This window comes from Romboutsia lituseburensis DSM 797, from assembly GCF_900103615.1.
Lineage (GTDB): Bacteria > Bacillota > Clostridia > Peptostreptococcales > Peptostreptococcaceae > Romboutsia_F > Romboutsia_F lituseburensis.
In genome coordinates this window covers 338,304-355,880 of record NZ_FNGW01000001.1, presented here as the reverse complement: position 1 = coordinate 355,880, position 17,577 = coordinate 338,304, and the positions used below count along the sequence as shown (strand labels likewise).

Below are 17,577 nucleotides of genomic sequence, written 5' to 3'. Positions count from 1 at the left end.
ATGGAAAGTGTAGGTTTAATATTACTTGTAACATTATCAATTATAAATTGTATAAATGCACCAAAAACTTTAGGGCTTTCAAAAGATAATCCTAAGGTTAAAACTGCTCGAAAGCTACAAATAATATTTTTAATATTTGCTATAGGTAGTTTTATAATTCTATCAATAGGTCTAGATGATATATTTTCTTCTGGAGTTAATGATAAAATATTAGTTATAATAAATGCTACTATAATTATGTATTTTGGAAACTCATTACCTAAATTACAAATTTATAAAAATATATGTGCAAGTAATACTTGGGCAATGGGGGATGAGAAAATTTGGAAAAATACGAGTAAAGGTTTTGCATATTTATCGTTTTTTATTGGAATTTCAATGATTATATTGAGTTTTTACTTTGATGCTAATAATGTTAAAACAGTATGTAATTTTATTTGGTTTGCATTACCTTCATTATATTTATTGCTTTATTATAGTAATAAATTTAGAGTTACTAATATTAAATAAATAGTTATAAATATAATGAAAATATGTTGATTATACAATAGATACAGATAAGGTAAGTTTTATATTGACAGTAAAAATTTCAGTATCAATTTATATAAAACAGTAAAAATTTATAAATCAAGGATGACATAAAATGAAAAAAATTAGACTTATTTTAAGTATCACTTTATTAATGATAGGAATGGTTGGTTGTGCTGGTGCTGAAGACTATGAAATAGAATTAATAAATGGATTTAAAGTAATAAGAACATCAGCAGAACGTGTACACATTGGATCCCCTGAATACAGTTATGATAAAGTATTAATACCTCTTCTTACTTACGAAGAAGAAGGTGAATATGTAACAAAAGTAGGTCATGACAATGATAGATACATAATTGCAAAAACAAACTTAGATAATTATTATCTATTAGATACAAAAGTACCAATAGTGCGTGGACCATTTACAGAAGAAAAGTTTAGAGAAGCAAAGAAAAATGAAAAAATATCTGACAGTGTTACTCTAAAAGATTTAGATGAATATGAAAAGATAAGATAAGGTCAACATCTTATTGTTACATTAAAAATTTCTGATACAATTGAATAAAAAGGAGTTGGGGAGCTATTAAAACGATTAATAATATTCAGTACAATAGTGTAGAGAATGAAAATGTAGTTGTATTTTATAACAATGATGTATTTGCTAAAGAAACTTTAGAAAACGCTAAAATATGTATAAATAAATTATATAAACAATTTTTAGTAGAAGAAGATATATTTAAAAATAAAATTAATATATATCTAGCACCAAATAGAAATGAATTTGAATATCTTATCCTAAATATCTTAAAGATCAATATAAAAATGCCCACAAGTAAAGGGAGAATTGCACAGCCTCAAAGAACTGATTTAATTCTTCTATGCCCATCAGCATACGAAACTGATTCAATATATAAATATGACTATAAAGAGTACAAAAGACTTTTAATACATGAGATGGTTCATATGTTTCATGAGCATTTAAGTGTAGATATGGAGAATATAGCGAGATGGTTTAGTGAAGGTCTAGCTGTATATTTATCAGAGCAATATAAGTATGAAGATGAATTTAATAAACCTGTAATTGATGGAATAGCAAGTAACAAAATACCTAAAATTTCAGATATAATTGATGATGTTATGCTTTCTTATGATTGGGGATGGACTCTTGTTAAGTATATAAATGATACTTATGGATTTGATACAGTACTTAATATAATGAGAAACTGCGGAAGTAGTGATGTTATAGGTTTTATAAAAGAAGACAAAGTTAATTTTGAAGAAAAATGGAGACTGTGGTTGTTTAATTTAAGTATTAAATCTAAATAACTGCGTAAATGGTCATATTTCAGGCTTGAATGGTAAAATTTGAAAAGTATATACATGATATAATTAAATATAGTAAGTATTAACAAAAATTTAAAATAATTACAATAAAAAAACTATCTTGAAATAGTTAAATAAAATATTGCATATTATGCAGGAGGAAAGTAATGTTAGCAATTGATTTAATGATGATAGGCTTGCTTATATTTAGTGTTATCTTATTAACTGGAGCAAAAATAATGATTAAAAATAGATATATTAAAACAATAATAATTTTACCAGCAGTATATGCTCCATTTTCAAACCTTATAGAAGGATATATATTAGGAGAGTCCAGTATAACCCCTATAATAATATATAGCATAATAATGCTATTAATATTTTGGTGGGGATATAAAAGTAATAAGCACATATATTCAATTCACAATGTAAAACAAAAAAATGTAATAAACATTATTGAGAATTACTTAGATGCAAAGAACATAAAATATGAAACCACGGAGCCTAAAATATATTTGACCGACCTTTGTAAAACTATACATATTGATAGTCTTACAGAAATAAATTTAGATTGTAGAGATATAAAGGATCTAGATTTTTATAATGAATTAGTAGAAGATGTAAGACTTAAAATTAAAGAAATAAAGGGAAGACGCATTTCTTTAGAGGGACTATTTTATCTAGCTGGCTTTGGAATTATGTATTGGATTAGAGGAAGCTTTTTAGTTGGTTTTATAAAATAGTATATTAAAAAACATATATAAAAGAAAAAATAACTGTATCTTATAGCTAACTTTTAAAGTTGCTAAGATACAGTTATTTTTATATTTCGTTATAGTTAAGATAATAAAGCTTACTTATAAAATTAATTAACACCTCTAAAACTACCGACAACAATTCCAGCAACTTTAACATTTTTATAATCAACCATGATAAAATCACCACTTCCATCATCACTAGAAAGTTTTACTGAATTATCTTCATAGGAATATCTCTTAATAGTGCAGTATTCATTATTAACAATAGCCAACACTACTTTACCGTCTAAATTACATACATTACTATCGATTATAATTGCATCATTATCAAAGATACCAGCATTAGCCATGCTGTCACCACGATTTATATATACAGAAAAGTTTCTTTGACTTAAAGTTTCCAGCACAGGAAGAGCATTAATCTTATTTAAGTTGATTAAAGAAGAATCAAAATCATTAAAAGTAAAATCATTATCTTTGCTTAAAACACTCATAGCTCTTGGCCTAGTAGGGTCTCTTTTAATAAACTCGAATTCTTCAAGTGTCTTTAAATGAGAATGAACAGTTGAAGTTGATTTCACTCCTACAGACTTACAAATTTCTCTGACACTTGGTGCATACCCTTTAGTCTTTATTTCAGATTTAATAAAATCTAATATCAGACCTTGTTTTTTAGTTAATTGATAATACATAAATCCCACCCCTTAAACATTTATTCTTAAAATATAAAAAATATACAAATAATTCCTTTTATAGTGTAACATAAAATTTCATTAAAATAAATACAAATAAAACTTATGTTCTTGAAAAAGAATACTGAACATAGAAATTTAAATAAAAAAATAAAAAGTGTTTGATTAATTTATCGAACTTATATACAATTTAATTGAAACAAAATGGTTGAAGATGGACAATGTAGGAGGTTAAACAAAGCAAAACTAAAAATTTAGAAAAGGTAAATTAATATTAATGCTAGCTAAAGGAATAGAAAATAAGTACGATAATAATGATATAGAGACATATAATTCAATATGATTTAAAAATATATACTAGATAGCTTGAGCATTAACATAGCTATAAACTATAAAGAAATAAGAATCTTATAATGTTGAAAAAAGAAAAAATGACACAATAAAAAAACTGCTAGTTAAGTGATAAAATATACTTAATAAATATTTTATCAAGGAGCAAAAGTATGTTAGAAGAATTAACGTATGAACAACTACCAGATTCATTAAAAGATATAGCAGATGCAATAGGGCTAAAACCCCTAAAAAATTTAATAAAGCTAGCTGGTGGAAGCACTATATACATACCTAACGAAAAAAACTTAATAAAGCCAGTTAGAGACAAAATAATAAGAAGCTCTTTTAATGGAGATTATAAAAGTTTATCAAGACAATTTAATATGACTGAAGTTCAAATAAGAAATATCATAAAATCTAGTACTAGATAAATATAACAATCAATTTTAGATACTCGTAGATGAATTGGCAAGATTCTTGTTTAATAAGCTTTGTAAAATAGTAGATTGTTAATAGGGGAGGCGCGTTTAGTGTTAAAAAAAATATGGAACGTAATTCAGTATATCATATTAATAATAGTAATTATAGCTACAGCAAAGGCAATATATTTACGTAGTTTACTACATATATTAGGGGGAGCTATATTTGTTCTATTTTGGATAACAATGATACTAGAAAATAAATCACCAAAGAAAAATAAAGTTATATCAGGAATATACTATATAACAAGCGCCATAATACTATTTGTAAATATAATTGCAATAGTGTATTTCTATATTTAGAATATATATTTAATTTCAAACAGTTATTTTGATTAAATATTATTATTATAAATAAATTTATGTGTATTTTCATATAGATAATAAAATTAAAATACAATCATCTGTAACTTTTTATTAATTGAAAAAGCAATCAACACTAATATATACTATGAGTAGTTACTAGTATTGGGAAATATAGTAAATATCAGGGGGTATATATGAAGAAACTAATAACTTTAGCTATATTGTTAATAACATTGACCATCACAGGATGCACTCAAACCAAGGAATTTAAAATAGAATACAATAGCTTATCTAAAGAGCAAGAAGAAATAATAAATTTAACAGGTAACAGAATTTTTAGATACAACTTAGAAAATTTACCTAATGACAAAAATTATCAATTAAATTTAGTATATGAAGTTTATAAAGACGGTAAAAAAGTAAAAGAAGAGCAGATACTGAGTTCATGGTATGAACCTACAAAGGAAAAATTAGAAGACACTACTGTAGCTATAAATATGCAAGATAATAAAATAAGATGCCAAGAGGGTGGTGCAGCAGCAAGCCTTAATATAAAAGAAGATATATCACAATTATCATACCATTACTATAATGGTGGTAAAAAAATAAACTTTGGAGATGATATATATTTATTTCATGGGGTAAAAGGAGATAAGGGGATTTTATATTCAGATTTAGGCTTATTATCTGATAAAGATTTGAATGAGAATATTAAAGAGAACGAATTGAATGTATTTGTAAAACTACAATGTAAAGAAGTATCAGACAAATAAATTAGATATTTTAAATTATAAAAGATTAAATAAAGGATAGTAGATATAGTTTTATTAATACAAACTTATCTACTATCCTTGTTTTTACTTATAAAACAGTTTTAAAACCTGGTAATTCATTTACATCTGTAAATCCATTTTGTATTGCCTCTTCACGAAGCGTAGCATATAGTTCAGCATATGTAGATTCTCTATAAGGATTTACATAAAAAATACCTACTAAACCAAATGTGATACTTGATAAAATATCCCACCCAATAAAAGATAAATCTAGAACAAAAGTCTCCAATATTTGGCCATCCATCATGTATTTACTAAGTTCAAATGCACGTTTTCTATCAATATCAGGATTTTCTGAAAGTATATATTCAATCATAAAATATTGATAATGCTTTATAATGCCAGGTATAATAAGCAATAGTGTCCATAACAATGTAAATAAATCTACAAAGAAGATCGTTATGGCAGGTTTTATAAACTTAGAGTTTTTAAATAAAAAGAATATATCCCCTACTTTACGTTCATCTTCTCTAATTCCCATAAAGAAGTTGTTTTTACCTATTATTATAGGGTTAAATATAAGTACCTTAAGGACAACACCTATAAGAGCGATACATATTGAAATTACTACTATTATTGCCATTGAAATACCTGAAAATAAATTGTATATAGAATTAAATATAAATTCAAAGAAATTTTCTATAACTCCTCCAATTGAATATTTTTCAGTAAATTCGGAGACACTGTGAGTTTTATTTTCTAAATTAAACTCTTCATCAAATGCATCATTTTCATATATGTCACCAGAATCTTGCGATTGATTATAAGTAACGGAATTCTCAACACGATTACTTGTTGAGTTATATCCACCATCAAATATTGCACCTAATAAGTATACTATGATACATACTATAACAGATTGTTTGTATAGCCTCTTAAAATTAATTTTTGCTTTTTCTTTTAATTCTGCTCTAGTCCACATAAAATCACCCCTTATTCTTAAAGTATTCCTAATATATAGGTATTATTAATAGTCATTATATTATACATGTTATTCTAACTTTTTTCCAATTTATAGAAATTAAAATAGTGTAAAGTTATAAAATATTAAGCCACTGGATTGGCTACATAAAGTGTAGCACCAACACAGTGGCTTAAGTGAAGCGACTTTTTATTATAGTAGATTTGTATGAATAACCATTCTTGAATTTTTAAACGTATTTTATACTAATTCATATTCTGATACAGACTCATCTACATTTAAAAGTATATCACTAGTCAATCTAATACCAATAGCTCCTATAGGTGCAGTTATTAATACACTAAGAATTGCAATTGCCTGCATTATCTCTCCACCAGCAACTCCCATTTGAAGAGGGATAGATGCTTTTGCTGATTGAACAGTTGCTTTTGGTAGATATGCTATTACACAAAACAGTCTTTCTTTAGCACTTAAATTAGTTCCAATTAAAGCTATTAAAACTCCTATAGATCTAATAGTTAGAGAGATAGATAAAATTAAAACTCCAATAGAAATGTATTCTCCTACTAATGTTGGATTTATAGCCATACCAACAAATGAGAATAAATATAATTTTCCATATTTCCACAGACCATTCATTTTATCTAAGATAAATTTTGCACTATCTTGCATATAATTTCTTATGAAAAATCCATATATCATAACTGCTAATAATGAATTAAAATACTCTGTATGAGTAGTTTTTTCAAATTGTCTCATAAGCAAAGCAATAATGAACACAAACACAACCTTTACATAATCCTTATTTATATTTTTTAAACAAAATTTACTTATCTTAAATAATATAAAAGCTACTACTACACTTGATAAAATCGCAATAGGTATTGAGATAAGTTGAGAAGCTATTGAAATAGATTCTCCATTTACCCCTTGTAAATAAATTCCTAAAAATGTTGTAAATAATGTAATAGCAATAGTATCATCTGCACTTGCACCTACTAATAGCATTTGTGGAATTGCTTTATCTTGACCTACATTTCTATTTATCAATGATATCATAGATGGAATTAATACAGCAGGACTTACAGCTGCTATTATAAATCCAAGTATTGCACCTTGAATAAAAGTAAATCCTAAAAACTTCATTGCTAAAAATGCTATTGTAAACCCTTCAAGAGTAGCTGGCACTGCACTAAGTAATACAGCAGGTCTACCAATTTGTTTTATTTGAGATAAACTTATACCAAGTCCTCCTATAAATAATACAATAACTAAAGCAGTATCCTTTATAATAGAAGAAATTTCTAGGGTTTCTTGTGGTATTAGGTTTAGATATGATGGACCTATAAACATACCTAGTAACATCATTCCAATTAATGATGGTAATTTTAACTTTTCAACAATTACTCCACTATAATTGGCTAAAACTCCAATAATTAATAAACTTAAAACAATAATCATACACTATACCTCCCTTGTCTTAGCAAAAAAATAGACTCCTACCCTTAAATTTAAGAGTAGGAGTCATTAGCGTCTAAGCATTTAATGGCGAACTCCATCGCCTATTCTTTTTACATATTTTAGATTATATAATAAATATCAAAATAAATAAAGATATATTTTAACATTTATTATATACAGTTAATAATTGAATCTTAAATGGTATCTATAGGTTTAAACTTTTCAGGATAAAGTTAAAAACTTACCTCTTAGTGCTACTAACTAACCACTTACCTAAACTTAGTTTACATAAAAAATTAAATGTATATAATTGATAATGTGGAGAGTGAAGCTATGAAAATAAGAATTGAAGTGGACGATAAAATTGAGGAAAATGAAATTACAATTAGATGTAGTGAATTAGATGATGAAGTTCAAAAAATACAAAAAGCTCTTACTCATATATTATCACAAAAGATTCAAATGACTTTTTATAAGGATAATACAGAGTATTACATAACAATAGATGAAATTTTGTTTTTTGAAACAGAAGAAAATTGTATTAGTGCCCATACAACAAAAGATGTGTATCAAGTAAAATACAAGCTATATGAATTAGAAGAGATTTTACCATCATATTTTACACGGATTTCTAAATCTACAATTTTAAATATAAATCACATCTACTCAATAACTAGAAATTTAACAGCATCAAGTATAGTTGAATTTCAACATACTCATAAAACAGTATATGTATCACGACATTATTACAAACCATTAAAAAATAAGTTATTAGAAAAGAGGAGATAGTATGAAAAAAGATAAAGTTTTTTTTGGTATAACCCTTATAGTAGGCGCTATTGTTTTGATTATAAATAATTTGGGATATTTGCCAGGGGTAAATGCTTTTAGCTTAATATTTACGGCATTATTAGCAGGAGTTATGATTAAAAATTTATTTAGAATGCACTTTGCAGGAACATTGTTTCCTTTAGCAATTATTTTAATAATTTATGATGAACAACTAGGTATAACATCTATAACACCATGGACTGTATTAATTGCAGCAGGACTTATAAGTTTTGGACTTTCAATGATTTTTAATAAACCATCAAAATGGGGATACAATATAAACTATAATAGTTACGATAAAGAATCTTATGAATTTAAAACTATTGATATAGAAGATGAAAGTCATATAAAGCTTGATACTTCATTTGCAAGCAGTATTAAATATATAAATACTGACAAGTTTGAAAGTGCTGATATTAGATGTAGATTTGCAGGAATGAAAATATATTTTGATAATGCTACTCTTTATAATGGAAAAGGTGTGGTTAGGTTAGATTCTTCTTTTTCAGGAGTAGAGCTTTATATACCTAAGACTTGGACAGTTGAGGATAAAATTAATACATCTTTTGGAGGTATTGATGAAAAAAATAGAAATCAATCAGATGGCCAAAATACCCTTACTTTAGTAGGAAATGTTAGTTTCTCAGGTGTAGAAATACTTTATATATAAATAATCAAAAGGAGCAGTCTCGATATTGAGATATGCTTTTTTTATTATTTAAGATAATAATTATATTAAATACTATATAAAAATAAAGTATTAATCAATAAAAATGTAAAGTTAAGGATATCATAAGTATATAATAGATAAAATTAAAAAATATATTTAAAATTCAATTTATATTATAAAATTAAATTGAATAATGATTAAAAAAGATATATACTAATAAATAGTTTCAAAAAAATGGCAGTTAAGAAAGGAAGATAAAATCGTGACAAGAGCAGTCTTAAAAAGCAATGCAAAACAACAACTAAAAGGAAAATGGGGATTAGCTATAATTGTTTGTATAATATATACATTTATAACACAAGCATCCACTGCATCTACAAGTTCAAGTTTAGTTCAAGAAACAGATAAAATAGTTATAACTTTAAACATAGTAGGTTGGCTATTGTATGGACCAATAACAGCAGGACTTGCAAAATTTACACTTAACCTAGCTAGGGATAAAGAAAGTGCTAAATTTAGTGATTTGTTTTCACAGTTTAAATTATTTTTCAAATTATTATTAATGACAATAGTAATTAATTTAGCAGTAGTTTTAGGTACTATGCTACTGATAGTTCCTGGTATTATACTAGCTTTAATGTTTTCGCAATCATATTATATATTAGTTGAAAATCCAGAATTATCATTTGTAGAATGTTTATCAAGAAGTGCATCTATGATGAAAGGTCATAAAATGGAATTATTTATACTAGAATTAAGCTTCTTAGGATGGTTTATATTAAGTATAATTTCATTTGGAATAGGATTTATATGGTATATGCCATACTATGAAATGACAGTAACTAATTTCTACTTAAACTTAAATAAAAAAGAAATACTAGATATATAATAAAAGCTCACCTTATAAGGTGGGCTTTTATTATATAGTGTTCGTTATCATAGCTTTAAAAATATGTAATAAATTTAAAAAATATGTTACAATATGGATGAAATAATTTGAATTACTATTTATATATGATATTAAAAATGGGGGGAGGAAAAAATGAAAATATCTATAAATAAATCATATGTTAACAGAGGAAATTTAATTTTTACGGGAATCTCATTAATGATTATAGGGGCCATTATTTTATATGGAAAGACTAACTTCTTAAATATAATTATAAAAGCTATTGCAATTGCATTAATTATAAATGGAACTTCTCAAATTATAAGTAGGTTTGTAAAAAGAAAAGATAATATAAGCCAAAATATTACGTTAGGTCAATCTATGTTAAATTTAGCATTAGGATTTGGAATATTTTACTTAAAAAATATATCTCTATCTTTATTACCTATAGTATTTGCATTATATTTAATAATAAATGGTACAGTTAAGCTAATTTCAATATATATATACGCTAAAAACCATACTAATATAAAATTAGGACTAATAATTGAATGTATAGTATATTTTAGTTTTGGAATTACATCTTTATTTTCACCATTAATGCATTTAGATACAGTACTTGTAATTATAGCTATTTACTTTATTTTATTTGGAATTAACTTTATAAAAGACTTTATAAGAGAAATACTACCTGTAAGTACAAAGACAAAATTAAAAAGAAAAGTCAGAATAACATTACCTGCTTTTTTAGTAGCACTAATACCACATACAGTTTTAAAAAAGATAAATGAATATCTTGAAATTAATGATTATACTATAGATGACATAGATAAAAAAGTTGATGATGATGTAGACTTAGAAGTGTTTATACATGTAACATCTAATGGATTTGGAGTAGTAGGCCATGTAGACTTATATTACAATGGAGAGATAATATCTTATGGAAATTATGATGAATCTTCATATAAACTATTTGGAATAGTTGGAAAAGGAACATTATTTATTTGTGATAAATCTAAGTATATCAAGTTTTGTACAAGTTATTCAAAGAAGACATTATTTAGTTATGGATTAAAATTAAATGATGAACAACGAAAAAATATAGAAGAAAAAATAAATGAAATTAAATCGAATTTAGTAGAATGGAAGCCTCCTATTGTTTTAGCTAATGATGAACATAATATAGATAATTATAAAGATTATGCAAGCGAGTTATATAAATCAACTGGAGCAAAGTTTTTCAATTTCAAATCAGGAAAGTTCAAAACTTATTTTGGACTAAATACAAACTGTGTATTATTAGCCGATAGTGTAATCGGTAATTCGGGAACAGACATACTTGGAATAGGTGGGATAATAACACCTGGTACGTATTATGAATATCTAAAACGCGAATTTACGAAAAGAAATAGTATCGTAGTTAGTAGAAACATATATAGATAAATATATAATATAAAAAATGATTCCTATTATTTATTAGGAATCATTTTTTTATACTAACTTTCTAATACTTCATTTAGTGCATCATAGCTAAAATCTATTATCTCAGAACAGCTAATTTTATTTTGCTTTAATTCTTTACATATTTCTGTATTATACTTCTCTTTAACTTTAGTCATCAACTCTTTTGAATATTTTCTAGCTTCATTTTGATCTAATTTATCATCTCTTCCTTTTAGATATCCAATTACAACAACTGAAGCATTTACAGCACCGCAAATACTACCAACTGTCATACCAACACCCATACCACTACCAATTGATATTGGTATATCTGTATTATGCTCTTCATTATATGATTTAATTATTGACTCAGCACAAGTATATCCTTGGCTATGGTAAACTGATGGTTTTGTCATTTTATTCATCCTTTCTGATGTTAAAAATTATTTTTAGATTCATAGGTTATATTAAACGATCCAAATTTACAAACTTTATTATTTGAATGGTTTAATAAATAGTATTTGTTAAATAATCAAAATTAATTTAATTACTAAATATCTTTTTAAAATTACTACATAAGGTATATTTTTCTTAAATATTTAAGATATATATTATTGTTTTAAATTAATATGATTTTTAGTTTAATATAAAGGAAAACATAAGTATGTGATAACATCACAAATTTATAGATATGTGATATTATCACATACTTATAAAGAATATTTTTTTATAATTAAATACTAAGATCAAAATATAAAAAAACAAAGGAGAGCAAATTATGAAGTTTTTTTATGACTTATTTAAAGGAAAAAAATACAGTGATATAGATGGTGAAGAATTAAAAGAGATGATAAAAAATGATAAAAAATTGATATTACTAGATGTTAGAAGTAAGGGAGAACATAGTTCTTTTAACATTCCAAAGTCTAAAAATATACCATTAGGTGAATTAAGTTTAAGTTTAGATAAATTAAAATCATACAAAGACCGTAACATAGTAGTTTACTGTGCATCTGGAGCTAGAAGTAGATCTGGAGCAAAAATACTTACTAAAAATGGATTTGAAAATGTTTATAATTTAAAAGGAGGAGTATATAGTTATAAAAAATAGGTTTTAAATAATAGAGATAGAAAGGAATTATAAGATTAATTATAAAGAATAATAGTTGAAATTTAAGGGTGTAAAGATAGTTAAATATTTTTACACTTTCTTTATGTGACAAAGTTACAGAACTATTTTTGAATAGATAATATAATGTAAATATGTTAAATAATTAATTACCATTTTTGAGATATTAAAAAGATAATTAACAAACAATATAATTATTTAAATATATAATTTATATTTGGAATAGGAGAGAAATTATGTCTAAAAAAATAGTTATTGTAGGTGGAGTAGCAGGTGGTGCATCAACTGCAGCTAGACTTAGAAGGTTAGATGAAAATGCACAGATTATAATGTTTGAAAAAGGCGAATATATATCTTTTGCAAACTGTGGACTTCCGTATTATATAGGGGGAACAATAAATGAAAGAGAAAAATTAATAGTTCAAACTGTTGAAGCTATGAGCTCAAAGTTTAATTTAAATATAAGAAACTTAAGTGAAGTTGTTAAAATAAATAAAGAAGAAAAAAAGGTAGTAGTTAAAAACCACAAAAGTGGCGAAACATATGAAGAAACTTATGATACATTAGTTTTATCTCCAGGAGCAAATCCTATAAAGCCACCAATACCAGGTATAGATGAATGTGATAATTTATTTACATTAAGAAATATACCAGATACGGATAAGGTTAAAGCATATGTAGATAATAAAAAGCCAAAGCATGCAGTAGTAATAGGTGGAGGGTTTATAGGTCTTGAAATGGCAGAAAATCTTCATGAACTAGGTATAAAAGTTACACTAGTAGAAGCAAGTGATCAAGTTATGGCTCCTCTTGATATAGAAATGGTAAGTATAGTACATGACCATTTAATAGATAAAGATGTTGAATTAATACTAAAAGACGGAGTAAATTCATTTGCTGATAAAGGTGGCAAAGTTATATTATCTAGTGGTAAGGAAATCGTTACTGACATGATAATATTATCAATTGGTGTTAAGCCAGAAACTACTATTGCAAAGGATGCTAATATTAAGCTAAACGAAAGAGGCGCAATTGTAGTTGACGAGTATATGAAAACATCTGATGAAAATATATACGCCCTAGGTGACGCTGTAGAAATAATGGACTTTGTTAACAAAAAGCCAACTATGATACCTTTAGCTTGGCCAGCAAATAGACAAGGAAGAATAGTTGCTAATAATATATGTGGTAAAAATGAAAAATACAAAGGAACATTAGGTTCTTCAGTTGCAAAAGTATTTGACTATACAGTAGCAACTACAGGAAACAATGAAAAAATATTAAAAAGACTTGGTATTGATTATGAGGTAATTCATATACATCCAGGATCACATGCAGGATATTATCCAGGGGCATTTCCTATAGCTATGAAAATGACTTTTGATCCTAAAACAGGAAAGATATTTGGGGCACAAGGTGTGGGAATGGATGGAGTTGAAAAAAGAATAGATGTTATGGCTACAGCTATAAAGGGTGGACTTACAGTATTTGATTTACAAGACATTGAGCCTTGTTATGCTCCACCATACAATTCAGCAAAAGATCCAGTTAATATGTTAGGATATTATGCAGAAAATATAATAGAAGGTATGGTTGATACTGTACAATGGCATGAAGTTGATGAAATAATTAAAGCTGGTGGTGTAATAATAGACGTCAGAGAAGAGTTTGAATTAGTTACAGGCACAATGCCTCAATTTATTCATATACCTTTAGGACAATTAAGAAATAGATTAAGTGAAATACCAACAAATAAAAAGTTATACGTTACTTGTCAAGTTGGGCTAAGAGGGTATATTGCATGTAGAATATTAAAAGAACATGGATTAGACTGTACAAATATTGATGGAGGAATAAAAACTTATCAATTTGTCAAAAGAGCAGAAAAAAGTATATCTAAGCAAAATAAAAATAATAATAAAAAATTAGAAATAAAGGATGAGAAATCAACTATGAAATTAGAAGATATAGATATAACTGAAATAAATGCACATGTTACACTAGATGCATGTGGACTTCAATGCCCAGGTCCCATAAGAAGAGTATTTGAAGAAATAAATAAAATGGAAGAAGGACAAGTGTTATTAGTAAAAGCTAGTGATCCAGGATTTAGCAAAGATATAAGTGCTTGGTGTGAAAAAACAAGAAACACATTATTAAAAGCAGAGTTTGATAAAAATCAAAAAGCATTTATTGCAATAATAAAAAAAGGGTCACAAAATATAGTAGCCAATCCTAGTTGTTCAATAGAAGCAAAAGAAAAAAATGGAGCAACAATGGTAGTATTTAGTGGTGACTTAGATAAAGCAATAGCATCATTCATAATAGCAACTGGAGCTGCATCAATGGGCAAAGAAGTAACAATGTTCGTTACATTCTGGGGACTTAATATACTTAAGAGAAAAGATAGACCTAAAGTATCAAAGGATACTATGGAAAAAATGTTTGATGTAATGTTACCATCTCATACAGGAAAACTTCCATTATCTAAAATGAACATGGCTGGAATGGGTCCTAAAATGATAGAACAAATAATGAAAAAGCACAATGTAGATGATTTAGATACATTAATAACAAATGCTATAAACATGGGTGTTAAAGTAGTTGCATGTTCTATGAGTATGGATTTAATGGGAATTAAAAAAGAAGAATTTATAGATGGAGTAGAATTAGGAGGAGTTGCTGCATATTTAGGAGCAACAGAAGATTCTGGATTAAATCTATTTATATAGTTGAAAATTATATAATCATAAATAAAAAAGCCTGGAATGAAATTTCATTTCAGGCTTTTTATTGTAAATTTATAAAGCATATAACTAGAATTGTACTATATTTTTGATATAATTAATATGGCAAGTATAAAGGGGAAACAACATTGGAGGAAGTAAATGTTTAAAATAGCAGTATGTGAAGATGAAAAAGATCAAAGAGAGTTAATAAAAGACTACTTAACAAAAATACTAGATGAAATTAATTTGTCATATGAAATAATCACATTTAGCTCAGGGGAAGAGCTTTTTGAAAATTATCCTAATGATGTAGATATATTTGTACTAGATATATTAATGGATGAAATCAATGGAATGGATATTGCAAGAAAAATAAGAGAAATAGATGATAAAAATGTAGAGATAATATTTACTACATCATTAGTTGATTATATCCAAGAAGGATATGAAGTAAGAGCATATAGATATCTATTAAAGCCATTAAAATATGAAGATTTAAAAAAACATATAACAAGTTGTATAAATGAGATAAGCAATAGAAATAAATATATATTAGTAGATAATAAAAGTAGTATATTAAAGATAAAAGTAAATGAAATAACATATATAGAAATAAAAAAAAGAGACATGACTATATATACAACTAGAGGAAATTATCAAATTAAAAGCACTATGGATAAAATAGAAAAAGATTTAGAAAATCATAATTTTTATAGATGTCATAAAAGTTTTTTAGTAAACATGGAGTATGTAGATAATATAAAACAATACATTGCCAAACTTGAAAATAAAGAAGAAGTTCCTATTAGCAGACATAGATTTAAAGATTTTAAAATTAAATTCTTTCGCTCAATGGGAGATAAGTTATGCTAGAGCTTAAAATTTACGAATCTACCCAATTAGTGAATGCTATATTTTTTGTAGTATCATTTTTTGTCCTGATAAAAAGAATGGGATATAAATATAAAGCAAAAGGTATATTTCTTAATATAATAAATATTATTTTAGTGATTTTATTAATAAAAATTGAAACAAAATATTATGTTATATCAAAAGCTATAATAAAATCGATAATTTTATTTGTTTTGATTTGTAAGGTTTCATATTCATTTAGATTAAAAAAAGCTTTAACTTATTCCGTATTATATAGCTTAATATATAAAGGTATACAAGTTACTCTTCATATTGTTATATTTGATATTTATGTAATTATGACAGACATATTTAATTTTAGATGGGATATTGAATTTGATATTTTAAATACTATAATAATAAATTTTATCATTTTATTAATTGTGTATCATTTCAATAGACTTAAAAATCTATCTATCAATAAGAAGTGTTACATTTATACTACAATCACAATAATAATAAATGCTCTAATAATATTATTTTTACGTAAAGCATCTGATGATGTATATGAACTTTATAGTGTAGTTGCTGATAATAATATAAATACAAAAAAGTTAAATTTATGTATGCCATTTATTAATTTTGGAGATTTAGTATTACCATATATAATAGTTGCTAGTAATATAATTTTTATATTTTCACTTATAAAATTTTTAAAAGCAACTCAAGAAAAAGCTAAGATTGAAGTACTTAATGAAAAAATTGATATGCAGTATAATTATTACTTAAATATAAAAGAATCTCAAGAAAAAGTCAGAAGAATTTATCATGATATAAATAATCATATGACAAACATTAATATAATTCAAAATCAAAATAAAGAAGTAAGCACTTATATAAATAGTATAAATAAAGAAATAAATGATTTTGAAAATACATATAATACAGGAAATATAATATTAGATATTATTCTAAATGAAAAAAGTAAATTGTGTAAGTTAAAAGATATAGATTTATATTGTAATATAGACTTTTCAAAATGTGATTTTATAGAGATGATAGATGTATCAAGTATATTTTCGAATTTAATAGATAATGCAATAGAGGCATGTGAAAAAATCCAAGATAAAGAATATAAAACATATATAAATATAAGAGGAACAATCGTAAAATCATATTATATTTTAAAATGTGAAAATAGTAAAATTAATAAAGTTATATCAAAAAATAATAAGATATTAACTAGTAAAAAGGACAAGTACCTACATGGTATTGGTATTGAAAGTATAAAATCATCAATTAAAAAATATGATGGAGAAGTAGATATTCAAATTGATGAAAATAAATTTACAACTACAATATATATAAAACTTAAATAAAATACATGACAGTTATG

19 protein-coding genes and 1 riboswitch are annotated in these 17,577 nt (G+C 25.5%); of the genes, 15 read left to right on the top strand and 4 right to left on the bottom strand.

Features of this window, described 5'->3' with window-relative positions; all coding sequences use genetic code 11:
• From BLP75_RS01640 to BLP75_RS01625, 4 genes are all read left to right on the top strand, one after another.
• On the top strand, nucleotides 1–510 hold the full coding sequence (locus tag BLP75_RS01640; RefSeq protein WP_092722222.1) for a hypothetical protein: 510 nt from the start codon (nucleotides 1–3) through the stop codon (nucleotides 508–510).
• A gap of 133 nt (nucleotides 511–643) precedes the next feature.
• On the top strand, nucleotides 644–1,048 hold the full coding sequence (locus BLP75_RS01635; RefSeq protein ID WP_092722221.1) for a DUF3997 domain-containing protein: 405 nt from the start codon (nucleotides 644–646) through the stop codon (nucleotides 1,046–1,048).
• A 305-nt stretch (nucleotides 1,049–1,353) separates the two neighbouring features.
• Nucleotides 1,354–1,857, top strand: a complete 504-nt coding sequence (locus tag BLP75_RS01630; protein WP_092722219.1) for a gluzincin family metallopeptidase — start codon at nucleotides 1,354–1,356, stop codon at nucleotides 1,855–1,857.
• 164 nt (nucleotides 1,858–2,021) lie between these two features.
• Complete coding sequence (locus BLP75_RS01625; protein WP_092722217.1) at nucleotides 2,022–2,597, top strand: hypothetical protein; 576 nt, start codon at nucleotides 2,022–2,024, stop codon at nucleotides 2,595–2,597.
• Between the two features lie 122 nt (nucleotides 2,598–2,719).
• Here BLP75_RS01625 and lexA read toward each other — a convergent pair whose 3' ends face one another.
• Complete coding sequence (gene lexA / locus BLP75_RS01620; RefSeq protein ID WP_092722215.1) at nucleotides 2,720–3,304, bottom strand: transcriptional repressor LexA; 585 nt, start codon at nucleotides 3,302–3,304, stop codon at nucleotides 2,720–2,722.
• A gap of 503 nt (nucleotides 3,305–3,807) precedes the next feature.
• Here lexA and BLP75_RS01615 point away from each other — a divergent pair.
• The 3 genes from BLP75_RS01615 (at nucleotide 3,808) to BLP75_RS01605 (ending at nucleotide 5,195) form a co-directional block, all read left to right on the top strand.
• Nucleotides 3,808–4,068 carry a Mor transcription activator family protein gene (locus tag BLP75_RS01615; protein WP_092722213.1) on the top strand — a complete coding sequence of 87 codons (261 nt, stop codon included), beginning with the start codon at nucleotides 3,808–3,810 and terminating at the stop codon, nucleotides 4,066–4,068.
• A 99-nt stretch (nucleotides 4,069–4,167) separates the two neighbouring features.
• A complete protein-coding gene (locus BLP75_RS01610; protein ID WP_092722211.1) occupies nucleotides 4,168–4,419 on the top strand; it encodes a hypothetical protein in 252 nt (83 codons plus the stop codon).
• Between the two features lie 197 nt (nucleotides 4,420–4,616).
• Nucleotides 4,617–5,195, top strand: a complete 579-nt coding sequence (locus BLP75_RS01605) for a hypothetical protein (RefSeq protein ID WP_092722209.1) — start codon at nucleotides 4,617–4,619, stop codon at nucleotides 5,193–5,195.
• 88 nt (nucleotides 5,196–5,283) lie between these two features.
• Here the strand turns inward: BLP75_RS01605 and BLP75_RS01600 are convergent, their stop codons facing one another.
• Both BLP75_RS01600 and BLP75_RS01595 read right to left on the bottom strand, forming a co-directional pair.
• A complete protein-coding gene (locus tag BLP75_RS01600; RefSeq protein WP_092722207.1) occupies nucleotides 5,284–6,177 on the bottom strand; it encodes a DUF975 family protein in 894 nt (297 codons plus the stop codon).
• 240 nt (nucleotides 6,178–6,417) lie between these two features.
• Nucleotides 6,418–7,638 (bottom strand): cation:proton antiporter domain-containing protein, encoded by a 1,221-nt coding sequence (locus BLP75_RS01595; RefSeq protein WP_092722205.1) that lies wholly within the window; start codon nucleotides 7,636–7,638, stop codon nucleotides 6,418–6,420.
• A 50-nt stretch (nucleotides 7,639–7,688) separates the two neighbouring features.
• Nucleotides 7,689–7,749: riboswitch (Fluoride riboswitch) on the bottom strand.
• 222 nt (nucleotides 7,750–7,971) lie between these two features.
• Between BLP75_RS01595 and BLP75_RS01590 the strand changes: the two genes are divergently transcribed.
• From BLP75_RS01590 to BLP75_RS01575, 4 genes are all read left to right on the top strand, one after another.
• Entirely contained in the window at nucleotides 7,972–8,427 is a 456-nt protein-coding gene (locus tag BLP75_RS01590) for a LytTR family DNA-binding domain-containing protein (protein WP_092722203.1), read from the top strand.
• 1 nt (nucleotide 8,428) lies between these two features.
• Complete coding sequence (locus tag BLP75_RS01585) at nucleotides 8,429–9,139, top strand: LiaF transmembrane domain-containing protein (RefSeq protein ID WP_092722201.1); 711 nt, start codon at nucleotides 8,429–8,431, stop codon at nucleotides 9,137–9,139.
• Nucleotides 9,140–9,401: 262 nt separating this feature from the next.
• On the top strand, nucleotides 9,402–10,028 hold the full coding sequence (locus BLP75_RS01580) for a DUF975 family protein (RefSeq protein ID WP_242872358.1): 627 nt from the start codon (nucleotides 9,402–9,404) through the stop codon (nucleotides 10,026–10,028).
• A 153-nt stretch (nucleotides 10,029–10,181) separates the two neighbouring features.
• The gene (locus tag BLP75_RS01575) at nucleotides 10,182–11,471 is read left to right on the top strand and encodes a DUF308 domain-containing protein (protein ID WP_092722198.1); all 1,290 of its coding nucleotides are present in this window, start codon (nucleotides 10,182–10,184) and stop codon (nucleotides 11,469–11,471) included.
• Between the two features lie 53 nt (nucleotides 11,472–11,524).
• Here BLP75_RS01575 and BLP75_RS01570 read toward each other — a convergent pair whose 3' ends face one another.
• Nucleotides 11,525–11,887, bottom strand: coding sequence for a C-GCAxxG-C-C family (seleno)protein (locus tag BLP75_RS01570; protein WP_092722196.1), 363 nt, complete (start codon nucleotides 11,885–11,887; stop codon nucleotides 11,525–11,527).
• 362 nt (nucleotides 11,888–12,249) lie between these two features.
• Here BLP75_RS01570 and BLP75_RS01565 point away from each other — a divergent pair, with 362 nt between their 5' ends.
• The 4 genes from BLP75_RS01565 (at nucleotide 12,250) to BLP75_RS01550 (ending at nucleotide 17,560) form a co-directional block, all read left to right on the top strand.
• A complete protein-coding gene (locus tag BLP75_RS01565) occupies nucleotides 12,250–12,582 on the top strand; it encodes a rhodanese-like domain-containing protein (RefSeq protein ID WP_092722194.1) in 333 nt (110 codons plus the stop codon).
• A 254-nt stretch (nucleotides 12,583–12,836) separates the two neighbouring features.
• Nucleotides 12,837–15,332, top strand: a complete 2,496-nt coding sequence (cdr, locus tag BLP75_RS01560; protein WP_092722192.1) for a CoA-disulfide reductase — start codon at nucleotides 12,837–12,839, stop codon at nucleotides 15,330–15,332.
• A gap of 156 nt (nucleotides 15,333–15,488) precedes the next feature.
• Nucleotides 15,489–16,202, top strand: a complete 714-nt coding sequence (locus tag BLP75_RS01555) for a LytR/AlgR family response regulator transcription factor (protein ID WP_092722190.1) — start codon at nucleotides 15,489–15,491, stop codon at nucleotides 16,200–16,202.
• The gene (locus BLP75_RS01550; RefSeq protein ID WP_092722187.1) at nucleotides 16,196–17,560 is read left to right on the top strand and encodes an ATP-binding protein; all 1,365 of its coding nucleotides are present in this window, start codon (nucleotides 16,196–16,198) and stop codon (nucleotides 17,558–17,560) included. The genes BLP75_RS01555 and BLP75_RS01550 overlap by 7 nt, the downstream gene beginning before the upstream one ends.
• The last annotated feature ends 17 nt before the right edge of the window (nucleotides 17,561–17,577 follow it).

Coding starts and splice junctions, on each gene's coding strand:
- BLP75_RS01630 (WP_092722219.1), top strand. CDS start 1,354: ATGCCCACAAGTAAAGGGAGAATTGCACAGCCTCAAAGAACTGATTTA.
- BLP75_RS01575 (WP_092722198.1), top strand. CDS start 10,182: ATGAAAATATCTATAAATAAATCATATGTTAACAGAGGAAATTTAATT.
- lexA (WP_092722215.1), bottom strand. CDS start 3,304: ATGTATTATCAATTAACTAAAAAACAAGGTCTGATATTAGATTTTATT.
- BLP75_RS01570 (WP_092722196.1), bottom strand. CDS start 11,887: ATGACAAAACCATCAGTTTACCATAGCCAAGGATATACTTGTGCTGAG.
- BLP75_RS01590 (WP_092722203.1), top strand. CDS start 7,972: ATGAAAATAAGAATTGAAGTGGACGATAAAATTGAGGAAAATGAAATT.
- BLP75_RS01600 (WP_092722207.1), bottom strand. CDS start 6,177: ATGTGGACTAGAGCAGAATTAAAAGAAAAAGCAAAAATTAATTTTAAG.
- BLP75_RS01595 (WP_092722205.1), bottom strand. CDS start 7,638: ATGATTATTGTTTTAAGTTTATTAATTATTGGAGTTTTAGCCAATTAT.
- BLP75_RS01565 (WP_092722194.1), top strand. CDS start 12,250: ATGAAGTTTTTTTATGACTTATTTAAAGGAAAAAAATACAGTGATATA.
- BLP75_RS01635 (WP_092722221.1), top strand. CDS start 644: ATGAAAAAAATTAGACTTATTTTAAGTATCACTTTATTAATGATAGGA.
- BLP75_RS01625 (WP_092722217.1), top strand. CDS start 2,022: ATGTTAGCAATTGATTTAATGATGATAGGCTTGCTTATATTTAGTGTT.
- BLP75_RS01585 (WP_092722201.1), top strand. CDS start 8,429: ATGAAAAAAGATAAAGTTTTTTTTGGTATAACCCTTATAGTAGGCGCT.
- BLP75_RS01615 (WP_092722213.1), top strand. CDS start 3,808: ATGTTAGAAGAATTAACGTATGAACAACTACCAGATTCATTAAAAGAT.
- BLP75_RS01605 (WP_092722209.1), top strand. CDS start 4,617: ATGAAGAAACTAATAACTTTAGCTATATTGTTAATAACATTGACCATC.
- cdr (WP_092722192.1), top strand. CDS start 12,837: ATGTCTAAAAAAATAGTTATTGTAGGTGGAGTAGCAGGTGGTGCATCA.
- BLP75_RS01640 (WP_092722222.1), top strand. CDS start 1: ATGGAAAGTGTAGGTTTAATATTACTTGTAACATTATCAATTATAAAT.
- BLP75_RS01555 (WP_092722190.1), top strand. CDS start 15,489: ATGTTTAAAATAGCAGTATGTGAAGATGAAAAAGATCAAAGAGAGTTA.
- BLP75_RS01550 (WP_092722187.1), top strand. CDS start 16,196: ATGCTAGAGCTTAAAATTTACGAATCTACCCAATTAGTGAATGCTATA.